The organism is Pseudomonas siliginis (genome assembly GCF_024072275.1).
Classification (GTDB): Bacteria; Pseudomonadota; Gammaproteobacteria; order Pseudomonadales; family Pseudomonadaceae; genus Aquipseudomonas; species Aquipseudomonas siliginis.
On record NZ_CP099598.1, the window covers coordinates 3,002,457 to 3,025,764 of the forward strand.

The 23,308-nt window shown below is 60.4% G+C and carries 19 protein-coding genes; 9 read left to right on the plus strand and 10 right to left on the minus strand.

The window, feature by feature from the left end:
- The first annotated feature begins 3 nt into the window (after positions 1–3).
- From NF676_RS13930 to NF676_RS13940, 3 genes are all read left to right on the plus strand, one after another.
- Positions 4–1,197: an acetyl-CoA C-acyltransferase gene (locus NF676_RS13930; RefSeq protein ID WP_252886194.1), complete on the plus strand. Its 1,194-nt coding sequence runs from the start codon at positions 4–6 to the stop codon at positions 1,195–1,197.
- Positions 1,198–1,339: 142 nt separating this feature from the next.
- Positions 1,340–2,467, plus strand: a complete 1,128-nt coding sequence (locus NF676_RS13935; protein WP_252886195.1) for an acyl-CoA dehydrogenase — start codon at positions 1,340–1,342, stop codon at positions 2,465–2,467.
- Positions 2,468–2,482: 15 nt separating this feature from the next.
- Entirely contained in the window at positions 2,483–3,256 is a 774-nt protein-coding gene (locus NF676_RS13940; RefSeq protein WP_016774718.1) for an enoyl-CoA hydratase, read from the plus strand.
- 362 nt (positions 3,257–3,618) lie between these two features.
- Here the strand turns inward: NF676_RS13940 and NF676_RS13945 are convergent, their stop codons facing one another.
- The 5 genes from NF676_RS13945 to NF676_RS13965 all read right to left on the minus strand — a co-directional run bounded on the left by NF676_RS13945 (position 3,619) and on the right by NF676_RS13965 (position 9,766).
- On the minus strand, positions 3,619–4,770 hold the full coding sequence (locus tag NF676_RS13945; RefSeq protein WP_252886196.1) for an acyl-CoA dehydrogenase family protein: 1,152 nt from the start codon (positions 4,768–4,770) through the stop codon (positions 3,619–3,621).
- A gap of 3 nt (positions 4,771–4,773) precedes the next feature.
- On the minus strand, positions 4,774–5,880 hold the full coding sequence (locus tag NF676_RS13950; RefSeq protein ID WP_252886197.1) for an enoyl-CoA hydratase/isomerase family protein: 1,107 nt from the start codon (positions 5,878–5,880) through the stop codon (positions 4,774–4,776).
- A gap of 240 nt (positions 5,881–6,120) precedes the next feature.
- On the minus strand, positions 6,121–6,807 hold the full coding sequence (locus tag NF676_RS13955) for an HPP family protein (protein WP_252886198.1): 687 nt from the start codon (positions 6,805–6,807) through the stop codon (positions 6,121–6,123).
- Positions 6,808–6,963: 156 nt separating this feature from the next.
- Entirely contained in the window at positions 6,964–8,142 is a 1,179-nt protein-coding gene (locus NF676_RS13960) for an MFS transporter (RefSeq protein ID WP_252886199.1), read from the minus strand.
- Positions 8,143–8,386: 244 nt separating this feature from the next.
- Positions 8,387–9,766 (minus strand): UDP-glucose 6-dehydrogenase, encoded by a 1,380-nt coding sequence (locus NF676_RS13965; RefSeq protein ID WP_252886200.1) that lies wholly within the window; start codon positions 9,764–9,766, stop codon positions 8,387–8,389.
- Positions 9,767–10,007: 241 nt separating this feature from the next.
- Between NF676_RS13965 and NF676_RS13970 the strand changes: the two genes are divergently transcribed.
- Positions 10,008–10,946 (plus strand): site-specific integrase, encoded by a 939-nt coding sequence (locus NF676_RS13970; protein ID WP_353956295.1) that lies wholly within the window; start codon positions 10,008–10,010, stop codon positions 10,944–10,946.
- A gap of 5 nt (positions 10,947–10,951) precedes the next feature.
- Here the strand turns inward: NF676_RS13970 and NF676_RS13975 are convergent, their stop codons facing one another.
- The 5 genes from NF676_RS13975 to NF676_RS13995 form a co-directional block, all read right to left on the minus strand.
- Positions 10,952–11,503, minus strand: a complete 552-nt coding sequence (locus NF676_RS13975) for a PqiC family protein (RefSeq protein WP_122507347.1) — start codon at positions 11,501–11,503, stop codon at positions 10,952–10,954.
- A 17-nt stretch (positions 11,504–11,520) separates the two neighbouring features.
- On the minus strand, positions 11,521–13,176 hold the full coding sequence (locus NF676_RS13980) for a PqiB family protein (protein WP_252886201.1): 1,656 nt from the start codon (positions 13,174–13,176) through the stop codon (positions 11,521–11,523).
- Positions 13,177–13,420: 244 nt separating this feature from the next.
- The gene (locus NF676_RS13985; protein WP_150635323.1) at positions 13,421–14,722 is read right to left on the minus strand and encodes an NAD(P)/FAD-dependent oxidoreductase; all 1,302 of its coding nucleotides are present in this window, start codon (positions 14,720–14,722) and stop codon (positions 13,421–13,423) included.
- The gene (locus tag NF676_RS13990) at positions 14,719–15,807 is read right to left on the minus strand and encodes a polyamine ABC transporter substrate-binding protein (RefSeq protein WP_150635322.1); all 1,089 of its coding nucleotides are present in this window, start codon (positions 15,805–15,807) and stop codon (positions 14,719–14,721) included. The genes NF676_RS13985 and NF676_RS13990 overlap by 4 nt, the downstream gene beginning before the upstream one ends.
- 264 nt (positions 15,808–16,071) lie before the next feature.
- The gene (locus tag NF676_RS13995) at positions 16,072–17,430 is read right to left on the minus strand and encodes a glutamine synthetase family protein (RefSeq protein ID WP_041480368.1); all 1,359 of its coding nucleotides are present in this window, start codon (positions 17,428–17,430) and stop codon (positions 16,072–16,074) included.
- Between the two features lie 162 nt (positions 17,431–17,592).
- Here NF676_RS13995 and NF676_RS14000 point away from each other — a divergent pair, with 162 nt between their 5' ends.
- The 5 genes from NF676_RS14000 (at position 17,593) to NF676_RS14020 (ending at position 23,119) form a co-directional block, all read left to right on the plus strand.
- Positions 17,593–18,489: a helix-turn-helix domain-containing protein gene (locus NF676_RS14000; RefSeq protein ID WP_252886202.1), complete on the plus strand. Its 897-nt coding sequence runs from the start codon at positions 17,593–17,595 to the stop codon at positions 18,487–18,489.
- An 81-nt stretch (positions 18,490–18,570) separates the two neighbouring features.
- Complete coding sequence (locus NF676_RS14005) at positions 18,571–19,080, plus strand: sigma-70 family RNA polymerase sigma factor (protein ID WP_252886203.1); 510 nt, start codon at positions 18,571–18,573, stop codon at positions 19,078–19,080.
- Positions 19,080–20,030, plus strand: a complete 951-nt coding sequence (locus tag NF676_RS14010; RefSeq protein WP_252876300.1) for a FecR domain-containing protein — start codon at positions 19,080–19,082, stop codon at positions 20,028–20,030. The genes NF676_RS14005 and NF676_RS14010 overlap by 1 nt, the downstream gene beginning before the upstream one ends.
- 67 nt (positions 20,031–20,097) lie before the next feature.
- Positions 20,098–22,500: a TonB-dependent receptor gene (locus NF676_RS14015; RefSeq protein ID WP_252886204.1), complete on the plus strand. Its 2,403-nt coding sequence runs from the start codon at positions 20,098–20,100 to the stop codon at positions 22,498–22,500.
- 103 nt (positions 22,501–22,603) lie between these two features.
- Positions 22,604–23,119, plus strand: a complete 516-nt coding sequence (locus NF676_RS14020) for a cupin domain-containing protein (protein ID WP_252886205.1) — start codon at positions 22,604–22,606, stop codon at positions 23,117–23,119.
- The last annotated feature ends 189 nt before the right edge of the window (positions 23,120–23,308 follow it).

The window sequence follows — 23,308 nt, forward strand, 5'->3', positions numbered from 1 at the left end:
GTCATGACTATGTTCAATGATCCGATTGTTATCGTCAGCGCCGTCCGCACGCCGATGGGCGGTTTTCAGGGCGAGTTGAAAAGCCTTACCGCAACGCAACTCGGCGCGGCGGCGATCAAGGCTGCGGTCGAACGCGCCGGTGTCGCCAGTGATGCGGTCGACGAGGTGCTGTTCGGTTGCGTACTGCCCGCCGGCCTTGGCCAGGCGCCGGCACGTCAGGCTGCGCTGGGTGCCGGGCTGGATAAATCGACGCGCTGCACCACGGTCAACAAGATGTGCGGCTCGGGCATGCAGACCACCATCATGGCCCACGACATGCTGCTTGCCGGCAGTGCCGACGTGGTGATCGCTGGCGGCATGGAAAGCATGTCCAACTCGCCGTACCTGCTCGACCGCGCCCGCGCCGGCTATCGCATGGGCCATGGCCGCGTGCTCGATTCGATGTTCCTCGACGGCCTCGAAGACGCCTATGACAAGGGCCGCCTGATGGGCACCTTCGCTGAGGATTGCGCCGAGACCAACGGCTTCAGCCGCGAGGCGCAGGACGCTTTCGCCATTACTTCGACCACCCGCGCGCAACAGGCGATCAAGGACGGCAGCTTCAAGGACGAAATCGTCCCGCTGACGGTGACCGTCGGCAAAGAGCAGGTAGTGATCAGCAACGATGAGCAGCCGCCAAAAGCCAAACTCGACAAGGTTGCCTCGCTGAAACCGGCGTTCCGCGACGGTGGCACGGTCACCGCAGCCAACTCCAGCTCGATTTCCGACGGCGCGGCGGCGTTGGTGCTGATGCGCCAGTCCCACGCGCAGCAACTGGGCCTCAAGCCGCTGGCGGTGATTCATGGCCACGCTGCGTTCGCTGATACCCCTGGGCTGTTTCCCACCGCACCGATTGGCGCGATCAAGAAACTGGTGAAGAAGACCGGTTGGACGCTGGATCAAGTGGATCTGTTTGAAGTGAACGAAGCGTTTGCCGTGGTCGGCATGGCGGCGATGACGCACCTGGAGATTCCCCACGACAAGCTCAACGTGCACGGCGGCGCCTGCGCGCTGGGCCATCCGATCGGTGCGTCGGGGGCGCGGATTCTGGTGACGTTGCTCGCGGCGCTGCGGCAGAAACAGCTCAAGCGCGGCATTGCGGCGATCTGCATTGGCGGCGGCGAAGCCACGGCCATGGCTGTGGAATGCGTTTACTGAAGGCATCGCCGATCAACTGTGGGAGCGAGCCTGCTCGCGAAGACGTCGTTTCAGCCGGCACATGCGTGACTGATACACCGCTTTCGCGAGCAGGCTCGCTCCCACAGGGTTCAATGTCGTACTCAGATTTCAAGGACTCACCATGATCCCCAACGAAGACCAGACCCAGATCCGCGACATGGCCCGGCAGTTTGCCGAGGAGCGGCTCAAGCCGTTCGCCGCCGAATGGGATCGCGAGCACCGTTTCCCCAAGGAAGCCATCGCCGAGATGGCCGAGCTGGGTTTCTTCGGCATGCTCGTGCCGGAGCAGTGGGGCGGTTGTGACACCGGCTACCTGGCCTACGCCATGGCTCTGGAAGAAATCGCCGCCGGCGACGGTGCGTGCTCGACGATCATGAGCGTGCACAACTCGGTCGGCTGCGTGCCGATTCTCAAGTTCGGCAATGACGACCAGCGCGAGCGCTTCCTCAAACCGCTGGCCAGCGGCGCCATGCTCGGCGCCTTCGCCCTGACCGAACCGCAGGCCGGTTCCGATGCCAGCAGCCTGAAAACCCGCGCCCGGCTGGACGGCGATCACTACGTGCTCAACGGTTGCAAACAGTTCATCACCTCCGGGCAGAACGCCGGCATCGTGATCGTGTTTGCCGTCACCGACCCGAGCGCCGGCAAACGCGGGATCAGCGCGTTTATCGTGCCGACCGACTCGCCCGGCTACAAAGTTGCGCGGGTCGAAGACAAACTCGGCCAGCACGCCTCCGACACCTGCCAGATCCTCTTCGAAGATGTGAAAGTGCCGGTGGCCAACCGGCTGGGCGAGGAGGGCGAGGGCTACAAGATTGCCTTGGCCAACCTTGAAGGCGGCCGCGTCGGTATCGCCTCACAAGCCGTCGGCATGGCCCGCGCTGCGTTCGAGGCCGCGCGTGATTACGCCCGCGAGCGAGACACCTTCGGCAAGCCGATCATCGAGCATCAGGCCGTGGCGTTCCGCCTGGCGGACATTGCCACGCAAATTGCCGTCGCCCGGCAAATGGTGCATTACGCCGCAGCCTTGCGTGACAGCGGCCAACCGGCGCTGGTCGAGGCGTCGATGGCCAAGCTGTTCGCCTCGGAAATGGCCGAGAAGGTCTGTTCCATGGCCTTGCAAACCCTCGGCGGTTACGGTTACCTCAACGACTTCCCGCTGGAACGCATCTACCGCGACGTGCGCGTCTGCCAGATCTACGAAGGCACCAGCGACATTCAGCGCATGGTCATTTCGCGCAATCTCTGACAAGGAATTTTATTCATGACTTACGAAACGATTCTGCTGGAAACCCGCGACCGCGTTGGCCTGATCACCCTCAACCGGCCGCAGGCGCTGAACGCGCTCAATGCGCAACTGGTCAGCGAAGTGAACCACGCCCTCGATACGCTGGAAGCCGATGCGCATATCGGCTGCATCGTCCTCACCGGTTCGAAAAAAGCTTTCGCTGCCGGCGCGGACATCAAGGAAATGGCTGAGCTGACCTATCCACAGATCTACATGGACGATCTGTTCAGCGATAGCGATCGCGTCGCCAACCGACGCAAGCCGATCATCGCCGCGGTCAATGGTTTCGCCCTCGGCGGCGGCTGTGAACTGGCGCTGATGTGCGACTTCATCCTGGCGGGCGACAACGCCAGATTCGGCCAGCCGGAAATCAACCTCGGCGTGCTGCCGGGCATGGGCGGCACTCAGCGCCTGACCCGCGCGGTGGGCAAAGCCAAAGCCATGGAAATGTGCCTGAGCGGGCGCATGATCGACGCGGTGGAAGCCGAGCGCTGCGGCATCGTCGCGCGGATCGTGCCGAGCGATGAGCTGCTTGATGAAGCGCTGAAAGTCGCAGCGGTGATCGCTGGCAAGTCACTGCCGATTGCGATGATGATCAAGGAGAGCGTCAACCGCGCGTTCGAGGTCAACCTGAGCGAAGGCGTGCGTTTCGAGCGGCGGGTGTTTCATGCCGCGTTTGCGACGCAGGATCAGAAGGAAGGGATGGCGGCGTTTATTGCCAAGCGTGAGGCTGCATTCCAAGGCAAATAGTGTGTGAGCTTCAAAAGCCCCTCACCCTAGCCCTCTCCCCAGGGAGAGGGGACTGACCGCGTGATATGGGCGAATTACGCCGACCTGAAAAGTTGCCGCTGAATCCGTAACCGACTCGGTCGGCTCCCTCTCCCTGGGGAGAGGGGACTGACCGCGTGATATGGGCGAATTACGCCGACCTGAAAGGCTGCCGCTGAATCCGTTACCGACTCGGTCGGCTCCCTCTCCCTGGGGAGAGGGGACTGACCGCGTGATATGGGCGAATTACGCCGACCTGAAATGTTGCCGCTGAATCCGTAACCGACTCGGTCGGCTCCCTCTCCCTGGGGAGAGGGCTGGGGTGAGGGGAAGGGCCAACGCCATTACAACTGATAGTTCTTCAAATCCCGCGCAATCACCATCCGCTGTATCTCGCTCGACCCTTCATAGATCTGGGTAATCCGCGCATCGCGGTAGTACTTCTCGACCGGGTAATCCTCCAGATAGCCATAGCCGCCATGAATCTGGATCGCCGACGAGCACACCTTCTCGGCCATTTCCGATGCGAACAGCTTGGCCTGCGAAGCCTCGGACAAGCATGGTTTACCCGCCGTCCTCAGCCGCGCTGCATGGAGGATCAGCAACCGCGCGGCGTTGATCTGCATGTGCATGTCCGCGAGCAGATTGGCGATGCTCTGGTGCTCGATGATCGGCTTGTCGAATTGCACCCGGTCTTTCGAGTAGGCCAGCGCCGCTTCAAACGCTGCCCGGGCAATGCCCAATGCCTGCGCGGCGATGCCGATGCGTCCGCCCTCAAGGTTGGACAGGGCAATCGCCAGGCCCTTGCCACGCTCGCCGAGCAGATTGGCCTCGGGGATGCTGCAGTTGTTCAGCGTCACCGCGCAAGTGTCGGAAGCACGGATGCCCATCTTGTGTTCGGTGCGATCGACGATGAAACCCGGCGTGTCGGTCGGCACCAGAAACGCTGACAGGCCTTTCTTGCCCAAGTCCGGATCGGTTACCGCGAAGACGATCGCCAGTTTTGCCCGTTTGCCGTTGCTGACGAATTGCTTGGCACCGTTGATCACCCATTGGCCGTCGCGCAGTTCGGCGCGGGTGCGCAGGTTGTGCGCTTCGGAACCGGCCTGGGGTTCGGTCAGACAGAAGCAACCGATGGTCTGCCCACTGACCAGGTCGGCCAGCCAGGTCTGTTTCTGTTCGTCGCTGCCGTAGTTGAGCACCGGGCCGCAGCCCACCGAGTTGTGAATGCTCATGAACGCGCCGGTCGCGCCGTCACCGGCAGAGATTTCCTCAACCGCCAGCGCATAAGCGACGTAATCGACGTAGGTGCCGCCCCATTCTTCCGGCACAACCATGCCGAGCAAGCCCAACTCGCCCATCTTCGCCACCAGGGCGTCGTCGATCCAGCCAGCCTTTTCCCAGGCCTGGGCGTGGGGCGCGATTTCGCCACGGGCAAAATCCCGGGCCATGTCGCGGATCATCACTTGTTCTTCAGTCAGTTCGAGATCGTGCATGACTCAGCTCCCGCTCTCATCAAAACCATGGAAGAAGCTCGCAACCTGCGCAGCGTCCAGCTCAGCGACGGTCGGCGGGTTCCAGCGCGGTGACTTGTCCTTGTCGATCAGCAGGGCGCGCACGCCTTCGATCAGGTCGCCACGGGCAAACCACTGGCGGTCCAGATGCAGCTCCAGCGCAAAGCAATTCTCCAGACTCAGGTGCCTGCCGCGACGGAGCATTTCCAGGGTCACGGCCATGGCCAGCGGTGAGCGGGTTTCCAGCAGATCCGCCGTGGTGACCGCCCATTCATGGCTGTCAGCGACAGTGACGGCGCGCAATTGCTCGATCATGCTCGGCACGTTGGGCAGGGCAAAGAAATGGTCGATGGCCGGGCGCAACACTTGGAGGGGTGCATTGGGCAGAGTTTGCACGGCGTGCTTGGCCAGCAGGTTCTGCAGCGACTTGAGCGGCGTGTCCTGCCACTCCATCTGGTCGAGTTTCTCGTCGAGCAGCGCCAGTTTGCTGCTGTCCAGATACCAGTCGGCGAGGCCGCAGTACAGCGCATCGGCGGCGCGAATCTGCACGCCGCTGACGCCCAGATAAATCCCCAGCTCACCGGGAATGCGCGGCAGGAAGTAACTACCGCCGACATCAGGGAAATAACCGATGGCCACTTCCGGCATCGCCAGACGGCTCTTTTCGGTGACCACACGCAGATCGGCGCCTTGCACCAGGCCCATGCCGCCGCCGAGGACAAAACCGTCCATCAGGGCCAGCACCGGTTTGCGGTAGTGATGAATGGTCAGGTCGAGGGCGTATTCCTCGACGAAGAAATCTTCGTGCAGCGTGTCGCCGCTCTTGTAGCTGTCGTACAGCGAACGAATATCGCCACCGGCGCAGAAGGCCTTTTCACCAGCGCCGCGCAATACCACGGCGTGCACATCGGCGTCAGACGCCCAGGCATCGAGCTGCTGTTGCAGCAGACGCACCATGTCCAGGGTGATTGCATTAAGGCCCGCTGGGCGGTTGAGGGTCAGGTGGCCGATATGATTGCGCACCTCGGCCAGCACGTCGTTTTGCATGGCATCCATGGACGGGGTCCGCCGGGATGAAGCCTGAGCTGTCATCAGTAACTCCCTGCTTTTATTGTCTTTATTCGAAAAGCCCGCGCGCGGGCGTTAGCGGATCGTAACAGTGCAAATTTGTCGTGTACAACGGGGATATGTGCAGGGGGAATCTGCGTTTTTCTCTTAGCGCCGCTGTCCGTGTAGGAGCTGACGAGTGCAACGAGGCTGCGACCTTTTGATCTTGTTTTTTGAAATCAACAGATCGCAGCCTCGTTGCACTCGTCAGCTCCTACAAAGGGATCATCTGAACGTTTCGGTAATGCTGCGCCGCTTGGCGTGCAGTTCGCTGGCGTGAATCAGGCGTTCGAGGTCTTCGGGGGTGACGTCGATGAAGGCTTCCATGTCGGCCAGCGCCAGTTTCAGGTCTGCGGCGGTAATTGCCTGGCGGTCGACCGGGACCACTGGCGGTGCCGGGTCGGCAGCGCGCTTCGGATAGCGGATGCGGGTCAGGTTGTTATAGGCCAGCGCGCTGACGAGCATGCACAGGGCGCCAAGCATGACCGGCTCCATGGCTTTCCAGTCCATGGCGATGGTTGCCGGGTCGGCCAGTACCAGCGTCAACGCCAAGGCACCGGCCGGTGGGTGCAGGCAACGCAGCCAGCACATGAGAATCACCGCCATGCCGGCAGCAAGGCAGGCGCTGCCCAGCGTACGGCCAAGAACATGGGCGACCAGCAAGGCGACCACGCCAGCACACAGGTAGCCGCCAAGAATCGACCATGGCTGGGCGAGGGCGCCCGAGGACACCGCGAACAGCAGCACCGCCGAAGCGCCGAGCGGGCCGACCAGGTGAAATGCAACGTCATGGCCGAACACCTGCGCGCACATCCACACACTGAACAGCGTGCCCAGGCCCATGCCGATCGCGGCACGGCTCCATTCAGTGGGGCGGGTGTTGATGGCAGCGGGCAACCAGCGAGCAAGCATGTAGAACTGATCCTTTACAAAATCCGGGGCAAAAAAAAGGACTTGTCCGGCAAATCCGGAAAGCCCTAGAAGCGTTCCAACATTGGGGGAGGAACGCGCGTAGTTTGCCGATCAAAATCGATGCTGACAAATTCATATAAATGCAGTTTTAGTGCACTATTTTTGCATTGAAGCGGTGCGCCGAGCGCTGACGAAGCATAGGTATCCACCCAGCGCCGCCAAACCGCTCAAGGCGTAGAACATGCTTGGCGCAGGCGTGTGCATCAATAGAAAACCGCACATTACCGGGCTGGCAGCCCCGCCAAGCGCTGACAGGTTCTGCGCGCCGTAGTAACTGCCGCGCAGTGCCTCCGGGGCGAGGGTGTCAACGAAGAGGAAGTCGGCGGGGTAGATGATCATCTCGCCCAGGGTGAAGATGAACATCGCCACGCACCAGCCGAGCAGGCTGTCCGCCACACTGAAGCCAATCAACCCGACGATGAACAGCGCAGTGCCGCCAGCAATCCAGTGACGCAGGTGTTCGCGACTGAGCCAGCGACCGACCTGGTATTGCAGCAGGATCACTGTGATTGCGTTGCAGGCGAGCAGGGCGGCCATGGTGTCGAGCGTTTGTTGCTGGGTGTGGGTGACCAGCAGGTATTGCGACAGGTACAGGGTGAAGCGCCCGTGCACCAACGTGCTGAGCAGGCAGCCAAGGGTGAACAGCACCATGGTGCGGTCGTTTTTCAGGATCATCAGCGTGTTGAGGAAACTTTGCGGCGCACTGCCGGATGTTATCGGACTGGCATCCCTGGTCGCGCCGAGCAGCAGAAAAATACTGCCAATGGCGATCGCACCGGCAACGATGAACGGCGCGGACGGCTGCACCCCGGCAATCACCACGCCAATCATCGGGCCGACGGCGTAGCCGATATTGGTAAGCGTGTAATTGAGGGAAAACGCCTTGACCCGCTGGCCCACCGGCAGGTTTTCACTGAGGATCGCCTTGGAGCCGATGAGGAACAGCGCCGACGCGGTTTCGCTGATGATCAGCACCAGGGTGACCACATACAGATTCTGCGCGAAGGTCAGCAGGATCAGGCCGATACCGCTGGAGAGCATGGCCAGGACCAGCAACTGGCGCTTGTCCAGCTTGTCGATGATGTAGCCACCGTACAGCGACAGCAATGTTGCGCTGAACACGGCGATACCGAGCAGCAAACCGACATCCTCCGGATCGAGGCCAAGCTTGTTGCTGAGGAACAGCGTCAGCAGAGGACTGATCAGGGCGCGGCTGATGACCACGGTCAGCGAGCTGAGCATCAACCGGCGAATGAACGGCGAATAGATGGCCAAGGGAGGGGGAATGTCCTTATTCGGATTGCCTAGGGCGAACGCCATCCTCTCTGGGCAGCCGCCACCGGTCAAGCTGATACACCAGCGTCTCTCGGAGCACATGATTTCCCTGTGGGAGCGAGCCTGCTCGCGAAGGCGGCGGATCAGTCACCTGCTATGTCGCTGACATACCGTATTCGCGAGCAGGCTCGCTCCCACAGGGTCTGTGTAGCTCACAATTTGCAATGACTCCCACAGGGCCAGTTCAAGCCACATCCGAAGCCGCGGGCCACTGCCGCAAGGTGATCGGCAACTTGCACGATTCACCGCGCCCCATCGGGAAATACTGAAAGCCATTGCGCGCCAGGCGCTCGGCGTCGTACAGATTACGGCCGTCAAAGATCACCGGGCTGTTGAGGCGCTGTTTGATCAGCTCGAAATCCGGGGCCTTGAACTGTTGCCATTCGGTGCAGATGATCAGCGCATCGGCGCCGGCCAGTACCGATTCCGGCGTCCCCATCAACGTCAGCTTCGACTCATCCGGATAGAGCTTCTGCGTTTCGACCATGGCCTCAGGATCAAACGCACGAACATTGGCCCCGGCAGCCCATAAATCTTCTAGCAGAACCCGGCTCGGCGCGTCGCGCATGTCGTCGGTGTTGGGCTTGAACGCCAGGCCCCACAGGGCAAAGGTCTTGCCGCGCAAATCGCCCCGGTAGAAGGCGTTGATGCGCTCGAACAGCTTGTGCTTCTGGCGCTGGTTGATCGCCTCGACCGCTTGCAGCAGATCACTGGAGCAATGTGCCTGCTCGGCACTGTGAATCAACGCGCGCATGTCCTTGGGAAAACACGAACCGCCGTAGCCGCAACCCGGATAGATAAAGTGATAGCCAATCCGCGTATCGGCACCGATGCCCTGGCGCACTGCTTCGATATCTGCGCCCAGATGCTCGGCGAGTTCGGCGATCTGGTTGATGAAGCTGATCTTGGTCGCCAGCATGCAGTTGGCGGCGTATTTGGTCAGCTCGGCACTGCGCAAGTCCATGAACAGGATGCGGTCATGGTTGCGGTTGAACGGCGCGTACAGATCGCGCATCACATCGCGCACTTCAGTACCTTCGCAACCAATGACAATGCGATCCGGTCGCCGGCAATCAGCAACCGCTGAGCCTTCCTTGAGAAATTCCGGGTTGGAGACAATATCGAATTGCAGCAGGCGGCCAATCTTGATCAGGGCCTTTTCGATGTGGCTGCGCAAAGCGTCGCCCGTGCCCACCGGCACCGTGGACTTTTCCACCACGATCAATGGCTGCTCGCGATGTCGGGCAATCGCGTCGCCAACCGAGAGGACGTAGCGCAGGTCCGCCGAACCATCCTCGCGTGACGGCGTGCCCACCGCGATGAACGCCACACGCCCATGCAACACCGCGAGCCGCTCATCGGTGGTGAATTGCAGGCGCTGCGAATCCAGGCCCTCGCGCACCAGGCTGGCCAGCCCCGGCTCGTAAATACTGACGTGCCCCTGGCCCAATTGCTCGATCTTCTGCGCGTCGACATCCATGCACACGACGTCGTGACCGACCTCGGCCATCACCGCCGCTTGCACCAGACCGACATAACCACTGCCAAACACCGTGATCTTCATGCCGCACTCCTGCTCGCAGTTCCCTGCACTGAACATAAGAGCGCGATGTTTCAGTTCGCCTACTGCTGAAGAACCAGCAAACAGACCGTTCGGGGAATGCCCGATTGACTTTTACCGCCTCGAACGGCAGGTTGTCGGCCTTTCGCGGTAACCCCTGTCATCGAGTCATGCCGTTTTTTGCTTTTCATTTCATGCATTTATTGTTTTTGTTGAATCGTTTTTTATTTCAAGGCCGTTTCGTTTGAGTGATTTGTCGAGTACCCAACCTGCACCGTCCAACAACAATCCGCTGACCGTTTACCTGGCGCGACTGGCACCTTCCAGCCAGTTGACCATGCGTTATGTGCTGCAAGACGCCGCTGACCGCCTCGGTTTCGAGGACGTCGATATCGAAGAAATCCCCTGGCACGGCCTGCAACCGGAAGACGTGGTAGCGCTGGTCGCCGCTTTGCGTGCCGATGGTTATGCACCGAACACCTCTTCGCTGTACGTCAATGCCGTGCGCGGGGTGATGAACGAGGCGTGGCGCATGAGCCTGATCAGCCAGGATCACCTGTTGAAGATGCGTTCGGTCAAGGGCATAGCCGGCACACGGCTGTCCCAGGGGCGCAACCTCAAGCGCACGCTGATTCACGAACTGATGGAAGTCTGCGCTGCCGACCCGCGTCCGCAGGGCCTGCGTGATGCGGCGGTGATTGCGCTGCTGTACGGCACCGGCATGCGCAAGTCGGAATCGGTGGATCTGGATCTGAGCCAGGTCGACTTTCACGAACGCAGCCTGACGGTGACCGGCAAGGGCAACAAACAGTTGATCAAGTACGCGCCGGCCTGGGCCTTTGCCAAGCTCGACGCCTGGCTGGAACTGCGTCGTTCACAGGTCAAGGAAGGCGAGAGCGACGATGCGTTTCTGTTCAACCGTATTCGCCGGGGCAGCCACATCACCCGCGAGCGCATCACCAAACACGCGATTTACTACATTGCCCGCCAGCGCGGTACGCAGGTCGGGGTGAAAATCATGCCCCATGACTTCCGTCGTTCATTCATCACCCGGGTGATCGAAGAGCACGACCTGTCGATCGCACAGAAACTGGCGCATCACAGCAATATCCAGACGACTGCCAACTACGATGTGCGCGATGACAACGAGCGGCGGCGGGCGGTGGATCGCTTCGATTTATGAAGCGATTAGCCCGATGAAGGGCAATTGCGCGCGGCCATTGACGCCTGAGTGATTTGTGCAGCAAGACGTTTGACGTTGTTCTGTTGCGCAGTCACCAGCTCTTCGATGCTTGGCCCTGAAGGCGTCTGCAACACCGAGCGACAGGTCAGTAGCGCCGCGTCCGCCGCACCCAGCGGGCGCACTCGCCATTTCACGTCGATCAAGGCGTACTGGCCGGGAATCGAATCGAAGCGCTGCACGTCGATACGCACGGAGGCGCGCTGCTGGCCGACACCGCTGCTCAATTGGTCGATCAGCGCGCCGCGCAACTCATCGGCAAGAGTGGCGCTCCACCAATCGGTTTCCAGAATCGCCACGCCGCTGTTGCCTTGGCGAATCACGATTTGCGCGCGATCGACCTGCGGCGGCACGCTGATGCTTTCGATGGCGATGTCGGCGCCGTTGCGGCTGGCACCCGGTTGCGCCGGAGTCAGTGTGTGAAAGCTGATCGGGTCGCTACGGCACGCAGTCAGCAGCACGAAGGCAGCGAGCACGGTGATCTTCAACGGTAAAGCCATGGATGCAGCTCCTGTGCTCAATTGCGTGGCGGTCCTTTGAGGTCCAGCGGTGCGGCGTTGTCGGGGCGTCCGCGAATCAGCGACTCAGGGTGGCGACCGAGGTAATCCGACAGCTCTCGCAACGAGCGCGACATGCGCCCGAGTTCGTCGAGGGTTTCGGTCAACTGCTCACGTTGCGGTGAATCCTCGGCCAGGGTCGAATTGGCGGACTGCAAGGTCTTGCTGACGTCGGCGAGGGTGCTCTGTACACCCGGCAGGGTCCTGGCGTTGAACTGCTTCAGGCCTTTGCGCAGTTCGACCAGATTGCCGTCGAGGTTGCTGGCGATGCGCTCCACTGGCAGCGCGTTGATCTTGTTGACCATCGCCTCGAGTTTTTCCTGCAATTGCTCGAGGCTGCCAGGGACGGTCGGAATGGTCACCGGCCGTGCCGTAGGGTCAAAAGCGACTTTCGGCGCTTTGGGGTAGAAATCCAGGGAGATATACAACTGACCGGTGAGCAGGTTGCCGTTGCGGGCCTGGGCGCGAAGGCCGTTTTCGATGAACGTGCCGATCAGGCGCGCGCCGGTGGCCTCATCGTTTTCGTCGCCATGGTAAGCCTTGAGCATTTTCGCGTGGGCGCGACCCAGGCGCTGCGGATAGATGACGATGCCGACATTCACCGGGAAGGTGCGCTTGACCTCGTCGAAGTCGAGATTGACTGCCACCACCCGGCCGATTTCAACTCCGAGGAACTCCACCGGCGCGTCAACCTTGAGCCCGCGCAAGGCTTGATCGAAGCGCAGCGCCAGATACTGTGCCTTGCCGTTGGGCGGGGCGAGGGCGGTGGCTTGGTCGGCGAACAGTTCGAAACCCTTGTCTTCACTGGCTGGCGAATCGTTGGGACTGTAATCCGGAGCGCGGAAAGCGATGCCGCCCACCAGCAGGGTCGACAGCGACTCGGTTTTCACCGCAAAGCCGTTGGCACCGACATTGATGTCGATGCCGCTGGCGTTCCAGAAACGAGTGTTTTCGGTGACGTAGGCGTCGTTCGGAGAATGCACGAAGACTTCGATGTTGACCCCTTTGCCGTCCTGGTCCAAGGCATAGGACACCACTTGGCCAACCGGGATCTTGCGGTAATAGACGGGGGAGCCGATGTCCAGCGAGCCGAGGTCGGCGGTGTGCAGGGTGAAACGCTTGCCCGGTTCGCCATAGGTGATCGGCGGCGGGTTCTCCAGACCCTTGAAGTTTTTTGAGCGGGTATTGGCCTGGCCAATGTCGGCACCGATGTAGTCGCCCGACAGCAATGTGTCGATGCCCGATACCCCGCCGGCGCCGATGCGCGGACGTACCACCCAGAATTGCGAGTCCTCGCGGGTGAAGGCTTCGGCCTGCTTGGCGAGTTTGATCGTGGCGTTGACGTGTTTATGGTCGTTGGCCAGTTCAACATCGGAGACATGGCCGATGACTACGTTGCGGTACCTGACTTCGGTCTTGTTGGCGGTCAGGCCATCGCCGGTCTTGAAGGTGACGGTGATCGTCGGGCCTTCCTGGAGGATGTTGTGAATCACCAGCGAAATGCCCACCAGCACCGCCACGATCGGCACGATCCATACCAGCGAGATACCGAATCGGCGGGTTTTGATCGGCGCCTGACCGGGTGCTCGCGGCTCGTCGCTGGCTGACGACTTCATCCATGTCCTCCTCAATTAATCGGGCACTGAGCGTCAGGAACGCAAAAGCACTTCATCAATATAGAAGTGCTTGGCGATAGAGCAAATTTGTATAGCTGGCGTGGGACGCGATTGCAGTCCAGGAGCTGCCGAAGGTTGCGACCTGATCGTTCCCATGCTCTGCGTGGGAATGCAGCCCGGGACGCTCTGCGTCCCAAGATCGCAGCCTTCGGCAGCTCCTACAGGGGCCAGAGTCGTGGCGGGCTCAGCCGAGCATTTCGCGCAGGCGATACCAGAACATGCCAAGCGCCAACAGCGGCGAACGCAACGCCGGGCCACCGGGGAAGGTCATGTGCGGCACGCTGCTGAACACGTCCATGCCTTGGCTATGCCCGGCGTGAATGGCTTCGCCCAGCAATTTCGCGCACCAATGGGTGACGTTGAGGCCATGGCCGGAATAGCCCTGCGCGTAAAACACGTTCGGGTGCTGTTTGAGCCGGCCAACCTGGGGGAAACGATTGGCGGTAATACCGATCTTCCCGCCCCATTGGTAGTCGATGCGCACGTCGGCCAGTTGCGGGAACACCTTGAGCATTTTCGGTCGCATGTAGGCGGCGATATCCGCCGGATCGCGCCCGGAGTAATGACAAGCACCGCCGAACAGCAGACGTCGATCCGCCGAGAGACGGTAATAATCGAGCCCGACTTTCTGATCGCACAGCGCCAGGTTCTGTGGAATCAACTGCGCGGCGCGGCTTTCGTCCAGCGGCTCGGTGGCGATGATGTAACTGCCGGCGGGCAGCACTTTGCCGCTGAGTTTCGGCTCGAGGTCATCCAGATGCGCGTTGCAGCCAAGCACCAGGCTGCCGGCGCGTACTGAACCGGTGGCGCAGCGCACCTCGACGGTCGGGCCATGGAGGATTTCCAGGACCGGACTCTGCTCGAAGATCCGCACGCCCAGCGACGCGGCGAGACGCGCTTCGCCCTGAACCAGATCAAGCGGATGCAAATGGCCCGAACCCATGTCGATCAATCCGCCGGCGTACACACCGGCGTCGACCACTTGCTGCCGGATCTGCTCCGGCCCGACCAGCCTCGTTGCGTGGGCATAGTCGAGTTCGGCAAGGCTGTCCTGCTCTTGCTGGAACGCGGCAAATTGCGCGGCGGTGTTGGCCAGTTCGCAAAAGCCCCAGCGCAGATCACAGTCGATGGCGTTGTCAGTGATGCGCTGGCGCACCAGCTCCACCGAATCGATGCCGGCGCGCTGCAGATAGCGCACGCCGTCCTGGCCAACGTAACGGGCGAAACCCTCGACTTCATGGCCGATGCCGCGAATCAGCTGCCCGCCATTGCGCCCGCTGGCGCCCCAGCCGATACGTCGCGCCTCGAGCAAAACCACTGACAGACCGCGCTGCGCCAGCTCAATCGCGGTATTGACGCCAGTGAAACCGCCACCGATCACGCAGACATCGGCAATCAAATCCCCGTTTAGCGCAGGGTAGGCCGTGCTCGCCCGCGCAGAAGCGGCGTACCAGGAGCGGGCGTGCTGTGAATTGTGCTGATTCATTTGTTCGACTTCACTTTGCTCCACGACCGGGTCATCAGACGCATGATCGCCTGGGGCGGGGTCGAGGAAATGTAGAGTTTGTCGAGCACCGACTGCGGCGGATAAACCTCAGGGTTGTTGACCAGTTCCTCATCCATGAACGGCTTGGCCGCCGGGTTCGGGTTGGCGTAGCCGACGGTGGCGCTGACCTTGGCGATCACCTGCGGATCAAGCAGGTAATTGATGAAGGCATGCGCCTCTTTGGCGTTGCTCGCGTCGGCCGGAATCGCCAGCAGATCAAACCACAGGTTGGCGCCTTCCTTGGGGATGGCGTAAGCGATATTCACACCGTTCTTGGCTTCCTTGGCGCGGTTGGCCGCCTGGAACACATCGCCGGAGTAACCGAACGCGACGCAGATGTCGCCATTGGCCAGGTCCGACACGTACTTGGAAGAATGGAAATAGGTGATGTACGGACGGATGCTCAGCAGCTTGGCTTCGGCCTTTTTGTAGTCTTCAGGGTTTTCACTGCGCGGATCCATGCCCATGTAGTTGAGGATGGCCGGGAAGACTTCGTCGGCGGAGTCCATCATCGACACACCGCACTGGCTGAGCTTCTTCAGATTCTCCGGTTCAAACAACACGGCCCAGGAATCGATGTGGTCGATGCCGAGCACTTGCTTGACCTTGTCGACGTTGTAGCCGATGCCGTTGGTGCCCCACAGATAGGGCACCGAGTGCTCATTGCCTGGATCGTTTTTCTCAAGCAATTCAAGCAGTTTCGGGTCAAGGTTCTTCCAGTTTGGTAACTGTGATCGATCGAGCTTCATGAACGCGCCGGCCTTTACCTGACGGGCGAGGAAGTGGTTGGACGGCACTACCACGTCGTAACCGGTGCGGCCGGCGAGGAGTTTGCCTTCAAGGGTTTCGTTGGAGTCGAAGACGTCGTAGATCACCTTGATCCCGGTCTTGCTCTGGAAGTCTGCAAGGGTGGTTTCGCCGATGTAGTCGGTCCAGTTGTAGACGCTGACCTGGGGCTCGGCGTGGGCTGCTGCACTGAACAGCACGCTCAGCGCGACCGGGAGTACGGATTTCAATAGACGCATATCGACACCTCTTCTTGTAATGATCGTTCCCACGCTGTGCGTGGGAATGCCGCAACGGACGCTCGGCGTTCGGCTTTGGATGGGACGCAGAGCGTCCCGGGATGCATTCCCACGCGGGAGCGTGGGAACGATCAAATTCTCAGGCGCTGCACAATCCCATGTGGGAGCGAGCCTGCTCGCGAAAGCGGTGTTTCAGTCGACATCTATGGTGAGTGTGCCGACGTCTTCGCGAGCAGGCTCGCTCCCACAGGGACGGGCGCGCCGTCAGACGCTGAGCAGCAGGAACTCTCGCTCCCAGGAGCTGATCACGCGCTTGAAGTTTTCGTGCTCGGCGCGTTTGACCGCGACGTAACCGCGGACGAATTTGCTGCCCAGGTATTCGGCGACTTTCGGGCAGTCTTCCATCTGCGTCAGGGCTTCTTCGATGGTGATGGGCAGGCGCAGGTTGCGGCGTTCATAGGCCCGGCCTTCGACCGCCGCGCTCGGCTCGATCTTCTCGACCATGCCGATGTAGCCGCACAGCAGGCTCGCGGCAATCGCCAGATAGGGGTTGGCGTCGGCACCGGGCAAGCGGTTCTCCACGCGCATCGATTCAGGCCCGGAAGTCGGCACACGCAGGCCCACCGTGCGGTTCTCTTCACCCCATTCGACGTTGACCGGTGCCGAGGTGTCCGGCAGGAAGCGGCGGAACGAATTGACGTTCGGCGCGAACATCGGCAGCACTTTCGGGATGTATTTCTGCAAGCCACCGATGTGATGACGGAACAGCTCGCTCATGTTGCCCTCGGCATCGGCAAAGATCGGCTGACCCGTCGCGATCTCGACCACACTCTGGTGCAGGTGCATGGCGCTGCCGGGCTCGTCGCCGATCGGTTTGGCCATGAACGTCGCGGTGACGTTGTGCTTGAGCGCTGCTTCGCGCAGGGTGCGTTTGAACACGGTGATCTGGTCAGCCAGATCCAGCGCATCGCCGTGGCGGAAGTTGATTTCCATCTGCGCCGGGCCGTCTTCGTGGATCAGCGTGTCGAGATCCAGACCTTGCAGTTCGCACCAGTCGTAGACGTCTTCGAACAGCGGATCGAATTCATTGGCGGCATCGATCGAGAATGACTGGCGACCGCTTTCCGCACGACCCGAACGACCCAGCGGTGCCTTGAGCGGCAGGTCCGGGTCTTCACAGCGTTGGGTCAGATAGAACTCCATTTCCGGCGCGACAATCGGCTTCCAGCCCTTGTCGGTGTAGAGCTGCAAGACTTTCTTCAGCACGTTGCGCGGCGACAGTTCGATCGGGTTGCCGAATTTGTCGAAGGTGTCGTGGATGACGATGGCGGTCGGCTCGATTGCCCACGGAATGACGTAGACAGCGTCGGAAACCGGCTTGCAGACCATGTCGATGTCGGCCGGGTCGAGCAGGTCGTAGTAGATGTCGTCGTCGACAAAATCCCCGGTTACCGTTTGCAGCAGCACGCTCTCCGGCAGGCGCATACCGCGCTCATGCAGGAACTTGTTGGTCGGTGCAATCTTGCCGCGGGCGATGCCGGTCAGGTCGCTGACCACGCATTCGACTTCGGTAATCTTGTGATCTTTCAGCCAGGTGAACAGCTGATCGAAAGGGGCGTTCATAAAGACCTCGTTATTGGCTTTGTAGACGCCGGGGAGGGCGGGTTTCATCTTCCGCCCCTTCCCCTGTGGCGCGTTGGCGACTATCTTGGGCGCGGCTTGCGATTCCATCTATCCACTTTCAGCAGCACCAAAGCGCACCAAAAGAGTGCGCAGGGTCACCCCATGACAACGTGCAATCCGCTTCAGGTTCAAGCGTTCAATACCGCCGATGTGGCCGAGCAAATCCGCGCTACACCGGGCTGGGTCCAGCATTACCAGCAGATGTCGCCGGGGCATTTCGCCGGGCAGATTCGCTATCTGGATCTGCAGGGCGTCGAGGTTTACGAAGAACAGATGAACACCCGGGTCGAGCAGAATTTCAGCGCGCCATCCGGGGCTCTGGCGTTCTGTTTTGATCGCAGTGACAACGCGCTGTATCTGCTCAACGAAGAGAGCCGCAACATCTGGATCACCCCGGAGAACTACCGTGAAATCGCTGTGGTGTTCGGCCCGGATTTTGTCCGCGAGTACGGTTTACAAGTGGCAAAGCTCGAGGGATTGTTCATGTCGCCGCTGAACTGCGGACAGAACGCTTTGTTCAGCGGCTGGTTAAGCTCGATTCTCACGAAGTTGTCGCAAGCTGCTGATCCACTTGATAAAGATCGCCTGACTCAGCAGTTGCTTGAGGACTGCCTGTTCATCCTCGACAACGCTCAAACCCGTCTTGATCGTGGAGGATTGCAGCAGCGCAATAACGAACGCCAAATCATGAAGCGAGTAGGGGAGTGGGCGGCTGATTCGCCGGAAGACACGGTCAATCTGCTCGAACTTTCCCACGTTGCCGGCGTACCCCTGCGCCAGTTGCAGCAAGCTTTCAAGGCCTACACCGGGATGACCCCGAGCCACTGGTTGCGCCTGAGGCGGCTAAACAGTGCGCACCGTGAATTGCTCAAGCGTCGGCCGACGGAAACCACTGTTGCGGAAGTGGCGATGCGCTGGTCGTTCTGGCATCTGGGACGGTTTTCCAGCAGTTACCGCGCGCTGTTCAAGGAGCTGCCGAGCGAAACGCTCAAGCGCTGAGCAGAAAAAGGCTTTGTGTCCTCGCAGAAGTTAAATAGAATCAGTCTCATTTGAATCTACCTTCGCGCAGGGTCTCTTGAGATGATTGAAGCCACGTCACCGTCGGAGCAGAGCCTGCAGCAGTTGTATCGCGAGCACCGCGGCTGGCTGGAAACCTGGCTGCGCCGGCGCATGGGCAATGCGTGGGATGCGGCGGACCTCAGTCAGGACACCTTTCTACGCGTCCTGTGTAACGCGCCGCCACTGGCCGAGTTGCGCGAGCCGCGCGCGTATCTGCTCACCGTCGGCAAACGGCTACTGAGCAATTTCTACACGCGGCGCCATCTGGAAAAAGCCTACCTCGATGCCTTGGCGCAATTGCCGGAAGCGTGCGCACCGTCGCCGGAGCAGCGCTGGTTGCTGCTGGAAACCTTGCAGGCGCTGGATGAATTGCTCGATGGCTTGCCGCGCCCCGTGCGCCGGGCATTTCTTTGGAGTCAACTCGAGGGCCTTGGCTACCGCGAGATTGCCGAACGCTTGCAGGTTTCCGAGCGCACGGTGAAACGTTACATGGCCCAGGCGTACGAGCATTGTTTGCTGGTGGATCTCTGATGCGCGTTGCACCCAATGATGAAATGCGGGAAGTGGCGCGGGCAGCGGCGCACTGGCTGGCACTGCTCGAGTCCGGTTGTGCCAGCGAGGAAGATCACGCGCGATTACAGCATTGGCGCGCCAGCGACAGTCGCCACGAGAACGCGTGGCAGAAAATTCAACAACTGCGTCAACGCTTTGCAGGCTTGCCCCCGGCGCTTGCCCTGGCCACGCTGGATCGGCCGGATCCGGCGCGGCGCGCTGCTCTCAAGCGTGCCTTGGGCGTGGCGGCGCTGGTGCCGGCGGCGTGGTTGATCAGTCGGGAGCTGCCGCTGGAGGTCTGGCGCGCCGACCTGCACACCAGCACTGGCGAGCGGCGCAAAGTGCAGTTGGCCCAGGATTATTCATTGCAACTCAACACCGACAGCGCGGTTAATGTCGATCTGGCGGCACGTCAGTTGACGCTGATTCGTGGCGAGATGGCGCTCAACGTCGCGGGCGATTCAGCCTTTATCGTCAACGCGCCTTATGGGCGGATGATCGTCAATCACAGCGACATCTCGGTGCGCCTCAATTCCCGCGATTGCCAGGTCTGCGTGCTCCGTGGTTCGGTGCAATTGCAGCCGCTGCACGGCCCGGCGCTGGTATTGCAGCAGGGCCAGCAAGTCAGCCTGCAAGCTTCGGGCGCCGGGGCGGTGACGGCGTTCGATGCGTTGATGCCCGGGTGGCGCGACGGTGTGGTGATGGCGCAAAACCAGCCGCTGGGTGATTTCCTCCGCGAGCTGAGTCGCTACCGCTCGGGTGTTCTGCGCTGGGATCCGGCGCTGGAATCGCTGCGCGTCACTGGCAGCTTTCGCCTCGACGATACCGATCAAGTGCTGGCACTGCTGGCTGCCAGTTTGCCCGTCGATGTGCATGCGCGAACGCGATTTTGGGTGTCACTGGTACCGCGTGCGGAAAAAACTGGCTGAAGCCTGTCCCTTTTTTTCGCCTCGCTGGTCATTCCAGGCAAGTGAACAAAATCGAGAGCTTCTTCCAATGCCCGCAGTATTTCCAGGTCGTTTGCGTCCGTTGTTGCAGTTGAGCCTTTTGCTGAGCCTGAGTGCCAGCCCCGTGTTGATCCAATCGAGCTGGGCCGACGATGGCAGTCGCCGCAGTTATCAGGTGCCGGCCGGTAGTCTGAGTACAGCGCTGACGCGCTTCGCCGGTCTCGCCGGCGTCAATCTGTCGGTGGATCCGGCACTGGTCAGCGGCCGCAACAGCAATGGTTTGTCCGGTGAATATGGCGTGGAGGAGGGGTTCAGCCGGTTGTTGCTGGGTTCGGGTTTGCAGCTGCAACCGGTCGGCGATCAGGCTTATACGCTGGTGCCCGCAGCGCAAGGCAGCACCTTGCAACTGGCGCCGACATCCATTCTGGGCGCGAGCGGTTCAGCGGATGCCGACGTGTTTGCTGGCGGTCAGGTCGCGCGGCGTGGCTCGCAAGGGTTGTTGGGTTCCAGGGATTTCATGGAAACCCCGTTCAGCATGACCACCTACACCAGCGAAACGGTGAAAAACCAACAGGCGCGCACGCTCGGCGATCTGATCAGTACCGACCCTTCGGTACGCGCCACCAACCCGGCCGGTGGCCGCTATGAGCAATTCACCATTCGTGGTTTCAGCTTGTTCAACAGTGATGTTGCCTACAACGGCCTCTACGGTGTGTTGCCGACTTACACCATCGACATGGAAATGGCCGATCGCGTCGACATCCTCAAAGGCCCGAGCCAATTGATCAACGGGATTTCGCCACGGGGCAGTGTAGGAGGGGGGATCAACGTCGTGCCGAAACGCGCGACCGACAAGCCGATCACCTCGCTGACAGCCAATTACGCCTCGAACAATCAAGTCGGCGGCGCGGTGGATGTCGGACGGCGTTTTGGCGAAGACAATCAATTCGGGGTGCGCTTCAACGGGGTCAAACAGTCCGGCGATACCGAATGGGATCATCAGAGCGTCGATCGCGACATGGCGGTACTCGGTCTGGATTTCCGTGGTGAACGCTTGCGACTTTCCACCGATATCGGCCACACCGAGCGCGACACCGACGCACCGCAGGAACGCGTGCAAGTCGCCGCCAATGCCAAGGTGCCGAACGCCAATGATGTGCGCGACAACTATGCGCAACCCTGGAGCCGGGCGCGAACCAAAGACACTTTCGGCACGCTCAACGGCGAGTACGATGTCAGCGATTCAGTCATGCTGTATGGCGGCGTCGGCGCACGTAAAAGCAATCACGACTTCTTGCGCCACGCGGTTTCGGTGACCAATGACGCCGGCGACTTCAGCGTCCAGCCGCGCCACTTCACTCGCGACGAAAACGTTCGCACGGCTACCGCTGGGGTGCGTAACTGGTTCCAGACCGGACCGGTCAGCCATGAAGTGAACTTGGCGGCCAACTACTATTATATGGACTTCGAAAACGGCGGCGCCCGTTACGCGGCCGGGCGCAGCAATCTCTACGACCCGGTGGAAATAGCCAGACCCGGCACGCCGACCCGCAATGACGCCAAGGTCTATACCGAGAACCGCTTCAGCGGCGTGGCGTTGTCCGACACGCTTGGCTTCTTCGACGATCGCCTGTTGCTGACTTTGGGGGCGCGCTGGCAGCGAGTCAAAGTCGATGACTGGAGCGACGGCATCAAGGGCGACACGGCTTACGATGAGGAAAAAGTCTCGCCGTCGGGCGGCATTCTGTTCAAGGCGACGGACAAACTCTCGCTGTACGCCAACTACATGGAAGGCCTCAGCCAAGGCAAAATCGCGCCATCGACATCTATCAACGAAGACGAAATCTTCCCGCCATTCATCAGCCGTCAGGTTGAAGTCGGCGCCAAGTACGACGCGGGCTCATACGCGCTGACGGCAGCGGTGTTCCGCATCAAACAGCCTGCCTACGAAACCAATGCGACCACGCGAGTCTTCGGCCCGAACGGCAAGCGTGAGAACAACGGCGTAGAACTGAGCGTGTTTGGCGAACCGCTGAAGGGCTTCCGATTGCTCGGCGGGGTGATGTACATCGATAGCGAACTGACCGATACCACCAACGGTACATTCGACGGCAACCGCGCACCGGCAACACCGAAATACAACGTCAACCTTGGTGCAGAGTGGGACGTGCCGACTGTGCAGGGTTTGACATTGACCAGTCGTGGAATCTATTCGAGTTCGCAGTATCTGGATCAGGCGAATGATAAGGAAATCGACTCCTGGGAACGGTTCGACGTAGGCACACGCTATGCTTTCAGGCTGGACGAGAAAACGATCACCTTGCGCGCCAATGTCGAAAACGTTCTGGATAAACGCTATTGGAGCTCGGCGGGTGCATCGGATGATAGTGAGCCGGGGTTGACGCTTTCTACGCCGCGAACGTATCTGCTGTCGGCGACGGTAGATTTCTAATAGAGCAGGGTAAGTGCGTCGATCGTCTTCGAAAACACGTTAACTACACTAAATGACCGTTTAGTTGAGCTAACAAAAAACCGTACCTGCAACGGAGAAGGCCATGATTCAGCGCAAGCCGAATGCTACAGATGTGATTGCTGCGCTGAATCTACAGCCCCATGTCGAGGGCGGTTATTACCGCAGAACCTATCAAGCCGATCACCGTGCCTGCCTCGAAACGCAGCAAGGCACGCGATATCTGCTGACCTCGATCTACTATCTGCTCACTGAGCAATCGCCGGCGGGCCAGTTTCATTTCAACCAATCCGACATCCTGCATTATTTTCAGTTGGGCGACGCCATCGAATACAACCTGATCCACGCCGACGGCTCACTGCAAACGCTGGTGATGGGCAGCGATGTTTTGGCTGGTCAGCAACTGCAATTGCACGTACCGGGTGGAATCTGGAAAGCCTCTCGATTGCTGGAAGGCTCGAATGGCTTTGGCTTGATCAGCGAAGCGGTTTCGCCTGGGTTTGATTTCGCGGACATGGAAGTCGGTAATCGCGCAAAACTCACGGCACAGCATCCGCAGCATGGAGCGCTGATTGAAATGCTTACGCGCGGTGAAGATTGAGAGTTGTAGATTGGGACAAATGCAGTTTGCAGGGAAAGCTGGTTTTGAAGCGACCGCGCAGATTCAAATCTCTCGGGCAACCACGCTAACCCTGTAACATCTTGTTACGTGTAATGTATATTATGTTAAATAAGGTATGCAGCATCGTCTGGGCTTAAACTTATCCAGCGTCGTTTTTCTCCCACCTTG

Coding starts and splice junctions, on each gene's coding strand:
- NF676_RS13935 (WP_252886195.1), top strand. CDS start 1,340: ATGATCCCCAACGAAGACCAGACCCAGATCCGCGACATGGCCCGGCAG.
- NF676_RS14010 (WP_252876300.1), top strand. CDS start 19,080: ATGCGCGTTGCACCCAATGATGAAATGCGGGAAGTGGCGCGGGCAGCG.
- NF676_RS14000 (WP_252886202.1), top strand. CDS start 17,593: ATGACAACGTGCAATCCGCTTCAGGTTCAAGCGTTCAATACCGCCGAT.
- NF676_RS13990 (WP_150635322.1), bottom strand. CDS start 15,807: ATGCGTCTATTGAAATCCGTACTCCCGGTCGCGCTGAGCGTGCTGTTC.
- NF676_RS13965 (WP_252886200.1), bottom strand. CDS start 9,766: ATGAAGATCACGGTGTTTGGCAGTGGTTATGTCGGTCTGGTGCAAGCG.
- NF676_RS13950 (WP_252886197.1), bottom strand. CDS start 5,880: ATGACAGCTCAGGCTTCATCCCGGCGGACCCCGTCCATGGATGCCATG.
- NF676_RS13975 (WP_122507347.1), bottom strand. CDS start 11,503: ATGGCTTTACCGTTGAAGATCACCGTGCTCGCTGCCTTCGTGCTGCTG.
- NF676_RS13995 (WP_041480368.1), bottom strand. CDS start 17,430: ATGAACGCCCCTTTCGATCAGCTGTTCACCTGGCTGAAAGATCACAAG.
- NF676_RS13955 (WP_252886198.1), bottom strand. CDS start 6,807: ATGCTTGCTCGCTGGTTGCCCGCTGCCATCAACACCCGCCCCACTGAA.
- NF676_RS14015 (WP_252886204.1), top strand. CDS start 20,098: ATGCCCGCAGTATTTCCAGGTCGTTTGCGTCCGTTGTTGCAGTTGAGC.
- NF676_RS13980 (WP_252886201.1), bottom strand. CDS start 13,176: ATGAAGTCGTCAGCCAGCGACGAGCCGCGAGCACCCGGTCAGGCGCCG.
- NF676_RS13985 (WP_150635323.1), bottom strand. CDS start 14,722: ATGAATCAGCACAATTCACAGCACGCCCGCTCCTGGTACGCCGCTTCT.
- NF676_RS14020 (WP_252886205.1), top strand. CDS start 22,604: ATGATTCAGCGCAAGCCGAATGCTACAGATGTGATTGCTGCGCTGAAT.
- NF676_RS13945 (WP_252886196.1), bottom strand. CDS start 4,770: ATGCACGATCTCGAACTGACTGAAGAACAAGTGATGATCCGCGACATG.
- NF676_RS13940 (WP_016774718.1), top strand. CDS start 2,483: ATGACTTACGAAACGATTCTGCTGGAAACCCGCGACCGCGTTGGCCTG.
- NF676_RS13930 (WP_252886194.1), top strand. CDS start 4: ATGACTATGTTCAATGATCCGATTGTTATCGTCAGCGCCGTCCGCACG.
- NF676_RS14005 (WP_252886203.1), top strand. CDS start 18,571: ATGATTGAAGCCACGTCACCGTCGGAGCAGAGCCTGCAGCAGTTGTAT.